This window comes from Actinosynnema sp. NPDC023658 (genome assembly GCF_040639995.1).
GTDB lineage: Bacteria > Actinomycetota > Actinomycetes > Mycobacteriales > Pseudonocardiaceae > Actinosynnema.
The window spans coordinates 1-10,825 of sequence record NZ_JBFAAX010000180.1 but is presented as its reverse complement, the minus strand read 5'-3'; the positions used below and the strand labels follow the sequence as shown (position 1 = coordinate 10,825).

Here is a 10,825-nt window from a genome sequence, read left to right as displayed (position 1 = left end):
CACGGGAGGGCCACCGCCGGCGGCCCTCCCGTGGGGTACGACTCAGATCAGGCCCAGGGCCTTGACCGCGTCGCGCTCCTCGACCAGCTCGGCCACGGAGGCGTCGATGCGGGCGCGGGAGAAGTCGTCGATCTCCAGGCCCTGCACGACCGAGTACTTGCCGTCGGTCACCGTGACGGGGAACGACGAGATGATGCCCTCCGGCACGCCGTACGAGCCGTCGGACGGGATCGCCATCGAGACCCAGTCGCCCTCGGCGGTGCCGTTGACCCAGTCGTGGACGTGGTCGATCGCCGCGTTCGCCGCCGACGCCGCCGAGGACGCGCCGCGCGCCTCGATGATCGCCGCGCCGCGCTTGGCGACGGTCGGGATGAAGTCGTTCTCCAGCCAGGCCTGGTCGTTCACGGCCTCGGCCGCGTTCTGCCCCTTGACCTCGGCGTGGAACAGGTCCGGGTACTGGGTGGCCGAGTGGTTGCCCCAGATGGTCAGCTTCTTGATGTCGGTGACCGACACGCCGAGCTTCTTGGCCAGCTGCGACAGGGCCCGGTTGTGGTCGAGGCGGGTCATCGCGGTGAACCGCTCGGCGGGCACGTCGGGCGCGTGCTGCTGGGCGATCAGGGCGTTGGTGTTGGCCGGGTTGCCGACGACCAGCACGCGCACGTCGTCCGCCGCGCCCGCGTTGATCGCCTCGCCCTGCGGCTTGAAGATGCCGCCGTTGGCCTCCAGCAGGTCGCCGCGCTCCATGCCCTTCGTGCGGGGGCGCGCGCCGACCAGGAGTGCCACGTTCACGCCGTCGAAGGCGGTCTTGGCGTCGTCGGTGATGTCGATGCCGGTCAGCAGCGGGAACGCGCAGTCGTCCAGCTCCATCGCGGTGCCCTCGGCGGCCTTCACGGCCTGCGGGATCTCCAGCAGGCGCAGGCGGACCGGGACATCGGCGCCGAGGAGGTGACCGGAGGCGATGCGGAACAGCAGTGCGTAGCCGATCTGGCCGGCCGCACCGGTGACGGTGACGTTCACGGGCGTGCGGGTCATGAGCCTTCCCGAATGTTGTGGCTTCAGTCCTCGGGCACGACCACTAGGCAGGCTGACGACCTGTCAGCGGCGGTCTCTACTCCGGGACCGCGCACCGGGCGGGTTGCCCGGCAGGTCGGAGGTTACCAACTGGTGGACGATGACAAGGTGTGACAGTGGACATCATCGGTGAGGACTACTCCGACGCGGACTTGCACGGCCAGGTGTGGGAGGGCAGGTCGTTCGTCGCGTGCGACTTCACCGAGGCCGACCTGCGCGGGGTGAAGACGTCCGGCTGCACGTTCACCGAGTGCACGTTCGACCGGACCGACCTGGGCGAGTCGTCGCACACGGCCACCGCGTTCCGCTCGTGCCGGTTCGACCGGGCGGTGCTGGCGTCCACGGCGTTCACGTCCTGCACGTGGCTGGGGTCGGTGTTCGTGGACTGCGCGCTGCGGCCGATCGCGGTGGAGGAGACCGATCTCACGCTCGTCGGGCTGTCCGGCGCCGTGCTGCGGAAGGCGTCGCTGCGCGGGCTGCGGTTGCGCGAGGCCAATCTGGAGGGCGCCGACCTGCGCGACGCGGACCTGCGCGACGCCGACCTGACCGGCGCCCGGCTGCTCGGGTGCAAGCTGGCGGGCGCGGACCTGCGCGGCGCGCGGCTGGACGCCGACGGGCTGGTCCAGGCCACCCTGCGCGGTGCGCGGGTGGACCTGGACACGGCCGTCGCCTTCGCCGCAGCGCACGGGCTGCGCGTCGGGTGAGCTAGTGGGCCGGTGGCTCCTGGCCCGCGACCTCGACCAGCACGCCGTCCGCGATCATGTCGTCGATCGTCTTCGGCATCAGGTAGGCGGTGCCGCCACCCGGCTGCTCGAACCACGGCACGGCGACCCCGGTCAGCGCCTCGACCGGGCGGCGCAGCCGGTACACGTGGTACGGGCGGTTGATCCACGACGGCACCAGCGAGCGCTGCGCGAACGGGGTGCCCGCCGCGTAGACGAGGTTGCCCTCGCCCTCCCCGAAGCGGTCCACCTCCAGGCCGGCGGGCAGCTCCACCATCTTCTTGTGCCGGAACAGGGTGAGCGGCGGTTCGCCGTTCATCGGGTTGATCGGCCACGTCCGCTGGGGCTTCGGCTCCTGGGTGGACGTCGTCACGCCCGCGGGCTGCGGCGCACCCTGCGGCCCGACCGGTGCGGGCGGTTCGACGGGCGGGCGCTGCGGCGGCGCGAGGCTCGGCGCGGGGGCCGCGGCCGGGCTCACGTCGTCGAACGGCTGCACCGCCTCGGTGAACCGGGTCGCCTGGTCCGCGAACGGCGGCGGCACCTGCTCGACGAACTGCTGCCCGGAGAAGTGCTGGTCGGAGAAGTGCTGGTCCGAGAAGTGCTGGTCGGAGTGGTCCGCGCGCTCGGAGCGGTCGTCGTCCTGCTCGTCCTGCTCGGCGTGGTCCTCGTGCTCGTCGAAGCCGGACCCCGCGCGCGGCTCGTCGTCGTGCCGGTCGTCGTGCCGGTCGTCGAAGCGGGCGTCGTCGTGCCGGTCGTCGTGCTCGGCGAACGCCTCCTCGTCGTGCTCCGACGTGTACAGCGCGGCCTGGTCGACCTCGAACTCGGCGGTGACCTCGGACTCGTCGGCCGGTCGTCGCGCCCCGACCTCGTCCGCCTGGTCCTCGACGGGCCGCGGCTCGTGCTCGACGGGCTGCTCGGCGGCCTGCTCGTGCTGCGCGTCGTGGTGCTGCTCGCCGGTGACCGTTCCGACCTCGGCGGTCTCCTCGGCGAGCTCGGTCTCCGGGTCCTCGTCGGTGAACGGGTTCCAGGTCTGGGTGTCGTTCATCTCCCGCTCGTACGCGGCGGGGGCGAACAGGTCCATGCCGTCGACGTAGGACTCGCGCCGGTACCGGTCGTCGATCACCGGGCCGTCCTCGTCGAACCGCACCCGGTACGGCGGGCCGTCCTGCGCGTACTCGACGACCTCCGACTTGAACTCGGGGAGGCTCGCCGTCTCCTCGACGTCCGCCGGCGCACCGGCCTCCTCGGCCTGCCGCGGCTCGTCGTCGGACCTCAGGTCCGGCAGCGGCGCGGCCACCGTCTCGCCCACCTCGACCGGCGGCTCGACCGCGGCCTGCACCGGGACCGGCACGGGCAGGTCGGCCACCGGCAGCTCGGTGCCCTGCGGCGCGGCGGGCGCACCCAGGTTCGCGGCGGCGGCGACCCGGGCCTCCTCGGGCACCTCGGGCAGCACGAAGTCCTGCGACTTGGCCCGCTCCACCAGCTCGGGCTCCGGCGGGACGCCGTAGGCGCGCAGGTAGTAGCCGACCGCGGCGGGCCAGATCCAGTGCCCGTCGGTCTGGAACGCCACCGGCACCACCGACGGCGCGTCCGGGTTGAGCACGTCCGCGTCGAACCCGCGCCCGATCACCGCGACCGGCGCGCGGTCCAGGTAGCTCAGCAGCAGGTCGCGGTCCGCTTCACCGATCGGGGGCCGGTTCACCGAGGGACGCCCGCCGGGTCCGGCGCCGTCGAACACCCGGGCCGTGCGGAACGCCAGGGGCGGCTGGTCGTGCGCCGGCACGTCCGCGGGCGGCGGCGGTGGCGCTTGGAGGAGGCGTCGGCGCAGCCAGTCCGGCACGTTGTCGTCGGTGCGGGGGAAGAACCGCATCTCGTCCAGGTACGCCTGCGGCGGCGGTGGCGTGGTCCAGGACGGCTCGGCCCGGTCGAAGTCCAGGTTGTAGCTCGACGGGTGGTCGAGCTGGTAGCGGGCGTTGGACCAGCTGCCCCGACCGTCCCGGTACATGCCCGCGCGCAACCGCGAGAACAGCCCGGCCACCTCCTGCGGGGGCGACCAGGCGTGCATCGCACCGTCGGCCGTGCGCACCTCGGCGGCCAGCTCGAAGTACCGGCCGGTCGCGCGGTACTCCGCCGACACGTGCCGCCACTCCTCCGGCGCGGCCCGCATCAGCGTCAGGCCGATCTGCTTGACCAGTGCATCCTGCTCGGTCGGGTTCAGCGGCTTCAGCTCGGACACGTGCATCATCTTCCCCCGCGACTCCCCGTGCCCGCACGTGGCCCCGCTGAGCCGAACGGAGCAATGACGTCCCGGGGCGCTCTCAGACCCCCGGTTGCGGCTGCTGCGCGGACGCACCGGAGACCTCGACGAGGCTCCCGTCGGCCAGCAGGTCGCGCAACGAGCTCGCCAGGAAGTAGCCGGTCCCGCCGCCGGGCTGGCCGAACCACGGCACGGCGACGCCCTTCAGCGCGGGCACCGGCTTCTGCACCCGGTACACGTGGTAGCGGCGGTTCAGCCAATCCGGTGGCAACGAGCGGTGGCCGAACATGGTCCCGGACGCGTAGACGAGGTTGCCCGTCTCGGCGCCGAACCGATCCAGTTCGGTGCTGACGGGGATGACCACGTTCTCGCGGTCCCGGAACAGCGACAGCGGCGGCTCGTCGGGCAGCGGCTGGATGTCCGCGACCGGCAGCACCAGCGCGCCCGTGTCCGCCGACGACCGCGGTCCGTCCAGGTCGGCCCGCCACAGCAGCTCCGCGAGCAGCACCTTCGCCGCGTCCACGGCGTGCTCGTACACGCGCGGCCGACCGTGCGGGCCGCGGCTCGCGTCCCAGAACTGGACCTGCCAGCCGGACCGGCCGGGCGCGGGTTCGATCACGAACGCGTCGGGCTTCGGCTCGACGATGCCGTACTCGGACTCGGCCACCCCGAAGTGGTCCAACCGCTCCTTGAGGTGGTCGAGCGCGCGCTGGTCGACGTCGGTGATCACGCGCGGCTGGTACTCGGGCAGCGCCGTGCCCTCGGTCTGCCCGGTGGCGACGGCGGTAGCCGCCCGCTCGGCCTCCGGTGTGACCGGCGGCACGGCGTAACCGTTGTCACGGATGTGCTGGACGAGCTGCGGCACGGGCGGCACGTGGTGCTTGCGCAGGTAGTACGCCACCCCGCCGGGCCACACCCAGGTGCCGTCGGTGTGGAAGGACAGCGGCACGGACTGCGGCGCGGCCGGGTCGAGCGCGTCCGGGCCGTAGGAGCGCGCGGCCAGCACGATCGGCGCGTTCTCCAGGTAGGCCAGCACGTCGTCCAGCTCCTGCGGGTGCACGGCCGGCCGGTCGTGCACGGCCGGGTCGGGCCCGTCGAACAGCGGCGCGGCGATCAGCGACCCGCCCTCCGAGTCGACCGCCTCGGTGCTCGCGGCGTCCCCGAGACCCGCCCGTTCCCGCAGCCAGGACGGCACCGCGTCGTCGTCGCGCGGGTAGATCTCCAGCTCTTCGGCGTAGTACTGCGCGGCGGGCGGCTGCGTCCAGTCCGGCTCGTGGTCCCGGTCGAACTCCGCCGAGTACGTGTCGGGGTGCACGAGGTGGAACCTCAGCGTGAACCACGTGCCCTGGCCCGGTCGCGCCATGCCGTCGCGCAGCTGCACGAAGAACGGCAGCGCCTCCGGAGGCAGCTCCCAGTCGAACGACGAGCCGTACATGGTCAGCCCGGAGACCTGCGTCTCCAGGTAGCGGCCCACCATCCGGAAGTCGACGAACAGCTGCTCCCAGTCGCCGGGCAGGCGCTGCACCAGCAGGGTGGTGACGGAGCCGAGGATGGCGTTCTGGTCCTCGACGTCCAACTGCGGTGCGGTCATGCGTTCTGCTCCTCGGTATTCGCGTTCCCCGGGCCGGCGTCACCTGGGCGGACGTCGTTCGGGCCGGCACCCGCCTCGACCAGCTCGGCGCGCAACCAGTCGGGGACGAAGGCCTCGTCGCGGGGGAAGACCTGGAGGTCGCGGGCGAAGTCCGCGGCCGGCACGGGCGGGTCGAACCGCGGGTCGTGGTCGAAGTTGTAGGTGATGTCGATGCGGACGGGCGCGTTCACCACGCACCGGGCGGAGAACCAGGTGCCGCGGCCCGGCTGGTAGAGCACCTGCCGCATCTCCTGGAACGCGGCGTTGAGCCCCTCCGGCGGCATGACCTCGGGCGTGCTGCCGTCCGGCATGTACACCTTCAGCGTCGCGTCCTGCACCGCCACGGTCATCCGCACCAGCACGTCGATCCGCCGGAAGCCCTCCGGAGCAGCGTCCAGCAGCATGCCGCCGATGTGCTGGAGCAGCTCGTCGTGGCGCTGCTCAGAAGTCGGCCGGCCAGAGGGCTGCGTTGTGCTCATTCGGGTAGCTCCTGACGTAGATCTCGGTCGTGCCGTCGGCGAGCGTCACACGCCACCGCGTCTGGTACGTGTGCGGGTGGCGTTGCAGCGGGTCGCGCAGTGCGAAGGTGTCGATCATCTCGACCGTACCGCCGGACTTCATGAACTTCGCGCGGTCCCGCTCCATCCGGTGCCACGTCTCCTCGGTGGTGAACGCCGGGCGCTTGTTGCCCTGGTTCTCGTCGCGCTGCTGGCTCGACTGGTTCGCCGCCTCGCCGGGACCACCGGTCTCGTTGCCCTGGTGGTGGCCGCCGTCGGACAGCTTCTTGCCGTCGCCGTCGACCTCGCCGTGGCTGCCGACCTCCATCTGGGCGCTGCCGTCACGCCGGATCGCGCCGCCGGACCGCAGGTCGGGCCGGCCGGTCGTCGCGACCGTCTCGCCGTCGCCGTTGGTGCGACCGCGCCACGCGTCGTTGTCCGCGACGAGCACCGCGTTCGGCAGCGGGTTGTTCAGGTCGGGGCTGAACGGCCGGAACGTGTGCACGTGCGAGGTCGAGCCGTCGCCACCGGTCTGGAAGGTGCCGTAGCCCTGCTTGTGGAGGTCGTCGAGCACGAACCGGGTGTTCGGCGGCAGGTCGGTGCGGCCGGCGAACGGGTCCGAGTTGCCGAACGGGCGGGTCACGGCCGCCCGCTGCTCCGGCGTCCACCCGCTGGTGTCGCCGCTGACGACCTTCACCGAGTACACGTACCCGTCGTCGGTCTTGGTGCGCTGCGTGGCCAGCTTGACCTCGCCGTTGGCGGGGGTGGGCCAGGTCTGGGTCGGGTTCTGGGCCTTGCCGAGTCCGTAGAAGCCGTCGGACGTGACCTGCGCGTGCGCCGGCGCCTGGGCGATCTCGGCGTTGACCCGGCTGCGCTGGCCGGAGTGGGTGTCCTCGAACACCACGTGACCCGACTCGTCGGTGAGGAACCGGCCGCGGCGCTGGCCGTGCTCGTCGGTGACGACGTACTCGGTGCTCGGGTCGTGCACCTGGCCGGGCCGGCTGAACGGCTCGCCCTGCTTGACGCCGTCGACCGGGGTCTGCCTGGTCGTGGGCGGCTCGGTGCGCTCGACCGCGTGCTGCGGGTGGCCGTTGGCGTCGGTGGTGAACTCCTGGTGCAGCGGGCCGCGGTCGATGTTGTAGTTCGTGCCCTGCGAGGTGTGCTGGACCTCGGGGTTGCGCACGTCGGTGGACAGGTAGTCCGGCGCGGCCACCCACCTCGGCTTGCCGTCCGCGTCGGTCTGCACCGTGCCGCGGTACGTGCCGTCGGTGTCGTGCACCTCCATGCGCGTGTTCGGCGGCAGGTCGGTGCGCGCGGTGAACGCCTCGTCCGGCCTCGGCGCGAGCGGGTGGTCGCGGTCGATCGTCTGCCGGCCGTTCGCGGGCTCCGGGATCGGCTCGATGATCACCGCGCGGTCGACCGTGACGACCCGGTCACCGATCTTGATCGTGTCCTGGGTGGTCTGGCGGGTGCCGTCGGGGTTGGCGACGAACACGTCGTGCCGGTGGCCGAGCTCCACGCGGTAGTGGGCGTTCGGCGCGGGGTGCTTGACCTCGGGGTTGTCGCCGTGGCGGGTGTTCGGCGCGACCGCGTCGACGTGCACCTTGCCGTCGGCGTCGACGTGCACGACCGTGCGGACGTTGCCGTCGTCTCCGACGATCGTGACCTTGGTGTCCCTGGGCAGCTCCTGGCCCTGGAAGTACGACTGGTCGTCGCGCAGCCGGACGTGCTGCTCGTGCGTGGTCTCGGGTGCCGACCACGGCTGCTGCACCTGCGGCTCGATGTCGAGGCGGCCGCGGTGCGCCTGGTCGTCGGTGGTGGCCAGGTCGCCCTTGGGCTCGTGGCCGGGCGGCATGCCGTTCTCCCCGACCGGGGTGTGCGTGCCGTCCGGCTCGAACGCGTGCCAGCCGCCGTCCGGCGGGAGCTTCGGGCCGGTGCCCGCCTCGTTGGGCGAGCCGGCGTAGACGTTGCCGTCCCGGTCGGACCAGGCCAGCGCGTCCGGCGCGATGATCCGCTGCCCGGTCTCCCGAGCCACGTGCGCGGCCAGGCTGTTCTCGCCGCCCGCGCCCGCGTCGCAGCCCACCAGCACGATCGGCCGGTCGGCCAGGTCGGGGTGGTTGTTGATCAGCTGGACGAGCTCGTCGCGGGTGTAGTGCGTGTCACCGATGCGGACGCCGTCGCCGTCGGTGTGGATGTCGAGGATGGCGTGGTCGCTGTTCGCCGGGATCCGGCTGGACAGGTCGCGCAGGCGGTCCTCGGTGTGCAGCGCGACGCCCGCGTCGGTGACCTGGCTGTTGCGGATCGCCTGGTCGACGCGCTGGGACACCTCGCCCAGCGGGATCGGACCGGTGTGCGAGACCGGGCCCAGGTCGGGGTTCGGCGTCAGGTCGGCCGGCGGGTCGGCGGAGGTGTAGTTGTCGAACGCGCCGTTCTGCGCGTCCGCCACCGTCACCGGGTCGGGCGTGCGGAGGTTGCCGTCGGCGTCGAACGTGCCGAAGTCGGGCGGCAGCACGCGACCGTCGGCCGGCGGCACGTCGACCTCGCGCATGACGCCCAGGTCCAGCAGGCGCTGGACGCTCATCTTGCCGGTGTTCGGGTCGACGAGGGAGCCGTCGAGGACGGGCTGGAGCTGGCGCGCGCCGCCGTTCTGGTCGAACGCCGGTGCGACCGGGGCGAGCTCGACGGTGAGCGGGGCGTCCAGGACGTAGACGTGGTAGCCCTTGCCGAGGCTGTCCGGCATGATCGCGCGTTCGCCGAAGCCGTAGGCCTGACCGTCCGGGCGCAGGGGCGAGAGGAAGTCGCCGTTCGGGCTGCCGAACCGGTCCAGGACGGTGCCGGCGGGCAGCTCCACGACCACCCGCGGGCCGTCCGCGCCCTGGTTCGGCGGCCAGTCGATGCTGCCGTCGGGCTTGGAGTGGGCGTCGCGGAACGACTGGTAGTCGCCGTACGGGCCGTAGGGCTGGTAGGTCGGCTCGATGAGGGCGGCGGCGCGCTGGTCGTAGGTGCCGACGGACTGGTCCGTGGGGCCGGTGCTCTCGTGGACGGAGTGGTAGTCGCCGTCGTGGGAGAAGCCCGGGACGACGCCCGCGGGTTGGTTCCAGACGTTCTTGTGGGGGAACGGGTCCGTGCCGGTGGTGCCGGTGTCGGTTCCGGTGCTCGGGGTGGGGCCGGTGTCCGTTCCGGTGCCCGCGGTGGCGTCCGTTCCGGTGCCCGCGTCCGTTCCGGTGCCGGTGTCGGCGGGGGTGTCGGTGGGCCACTCGTGGCTGGAGGCGGGCGTGTGCTCGTCTCCGGGCGCACCGACCAGGTCCGCCGGCGGGGTGTGGTCCGGCTTGGGTCCGTCGGTCGACGGCGAGGGGCCGTCGGTGGGAGTCGGGCCGTCCGAGCCGCGGGAGGCCGGAGCCGGACCGTCGGTGCGGATCGGAGCGGTGGGCGGCGAGGCGTCCGCGCGGACCGGCGCGGCCGGACCCGGCTGCTGTCCACCGGGCTGAGGGCCGGCGGGGTGCTGTCCGCCGGGCTGGGGGCCGGCGGGGTGCTGTCCGCCGGGCTGAGGGCCGGCGGGCTGCGGCCCGGCCGGCTGGTGTCCACCGGGTTGCGGGCCACCGGGTTGCGGGCCGAACGGCGCGGTGCCGGGCTGCGGACCGAACCCGCCGGGGCGCGGCGCAGGCGTCTGCGGCGGCGCGGTGGACGCGGGTCCGCGCTGCTCGGGCATCGACACGGGACCGGTGGGAGGCAACGGCTTGGCCGGCATCCCGGTCAGCGAACCGGCGTTGGCCGGGTTCCCACGACCGCCCTGGTCGCGACCGGAAGGCGTCCCCGAAGGGTCGGACGGGAAGCCACCGGGGGCAGGCGCGACAGGCCCACGCCCGCCGGCGCTGGGGGCACCACCGGCGGGAGGCGCCACCGGACCGGCGGCACCGGCCATCGGAGCCGCACCACCGGGAGGCACCGGACCGCCGGGCGCGGAAGACGTGGGAGCGGGCGCGTGCGGCGCGGTCGGTGCGGACGCGGTCGGCGCGGTGCTCGCCGGCGCGGAACTGGCGTGCGCCGGAGCCGGACCACTTCCACCCACGTGCGGACCGGGCGCGGCGCCACCGCCGGGAACCGAACCGCCGGGCGCAGCTCCACCAGGCGCAACTCCGCCCAGTGGCATCCCACCGGCGATCACGCCGCCGGGGACAGGTCCACCACCGGGCAGCGGGCCACCAGCGGTCGGCCCGCCGTGCACAGTTCCACCGGGAGTCGAGCCACCAGGCGTCGATCCACCCGGAGCGGATCCACCGGGCAGCGAACCGCCGGGAATCGCTCCACCGGGCACCGACCCACCGGGCACCGGCCCGTGAGGCACGGCCCCACCGGGCGTCGGACCAGCGGGGATCGAGCCTCCAGGCGTCGAGCCACCGGGCACGGGGCCACTGGGGGCCGCACCACCGGGAGTGGGACCGCCGGGCGTCGTTCCGCCGTGCAGCGGCCCGCCAGGAGTGGTCCCGCCGAACGACGAACCACCCGGCGCGGAACCACCGGGGACCGCACCACCGGGCAGCGGACCGCCCGGGAGCGCGCCACCGGGCATGGCCCCGCCCGGCCGGACGCCAGGCGCGGCCGAGCCGCTCTGAGGTGCCGCCGTGCCCAGCCCGGTCGGGGAAGCAGC

General features: G+C 73.5%; 6 protein-coding genes. 1 reads left to right on the top strand and 5 read right to left on the bottom strand.

What is annotated here, in order from left to right; translation table 11 throughout:
* Positions 1–42: 42 nt before the first annotated feature.
* A complete protein-coding gene (locus AB0G02_RS19570; RefSeq protein WP_360796179.1) occupies positions 43–1,032 on the bottom strand; it encodes a malate dehydrogenase in 990 nt (329 codons plus the stop codon).
* A gap of 155 nt (positions 1,033–1,187) precedes the next feature.
* Between AB0G02_RS19570 and AB0G02_RS19565 the strand changes: the two genes are divergently transcribed.
* Positions 1,188–1,775: a pentapeptide repeat-containing protein gene (locus AB0G02_RS19565; protein ID WP_360796177.1), complete on the top strand. Its 588-nt coding sequence runs from the start codon at positions 1,188–1,190 to the stop codon at positions 1,773–1,775.
* A gap of 1 nt (position 1,776) precedes the next feature.
* On the opposite strand, the gene AB0G02_RS19560 is transcribed toward AB0G02_RS19565, so the two are convergent.
* The 4 genes from AB0G02_RS19560 to AB0G02_RS19545 form a co-directional block, all read right to left on the bottom strand.
* Positions 1,777–4,029, bottom strand: a complete 2,253-nt coding sequence (locus tag AB0G02_RS19560; RefSeq protein WP_360796175.1) for a TNT domain-containing protein — start codon at positions 4,027–4,029, stop codon at positions 1,777–1,779.
* An 82-nt stretch (positions 4,030–4,111) separates the two neighbouring features.
* Entirely contained in the window at positions 4,112–5,641 is a 1,530-nt protein-coding gene (locus AB0G02_RS19555) for a TNT domain-containing protein (protein WP_360796172.1), read from the bottom strand.
* On the bottom strand, positions 5,638–6,159 hold the full coding sequence (locus AB0G02_RS19550) for a hypothetical protein (protein WP_360796168.1): 522 nt from the start codon (positions 6,157–6,159) through the stop codon (positions 5,638–5,640). The genes AB0G02_RS19555 and AB0G02_RS19550 overlap by 4 nt, the downstream gene beginning before the upstream one ends.
* On the bottom strand, positions 6,122–9,925 hold the full coding sequence (locus AB0G02_RS19545; protein ID WP_360796165.1) for a glycohydrolase toxin TNT-related protein: 3,804 nt from the start codon (positions 9,923–9,925) through the stop codon (positions 6,122–6,124). The genes AB0G02_RS19550 and AB0G02_RS19545 overlap by 38 nt, the downstream gene beginning before the upstream one ends.
* Between the last annotated feature and the right edge of the window lie 900 nt (positions 9,926–10,825).

Coding starts and splice junctions, on each gene's coding strand:
- AB0G02_RS19545 (WP_360796165.1), bottom strand. CDS start 9,925: ATGCCGGCCAAGCCGTTGCCTCCCACCGGTCCCGTGTCGATGCCCGAG.
- AB0G02_RS19555 (WP_360796172.1), bottom strand. CDS start 5,641: ATGACCGCACCGCAGTTGGACGTCGAGGACCAGAACGCCATCCTCGGC.
- AB0G02_RS19570 (WP_360796179.1), bottom strand. CDS start 1,032: ATGACCCGCACGCCCGTGAACGTCACCGTCACCGGTGCGGCCGGCCAG.
- AB0G02_RS19550 (WP_360796168.1), bottom strand. CDS start 6,159: ATGAGCACAACGCAGCCCTCTGGCCGGCCGACTTCTGAGCAGCGCCAC.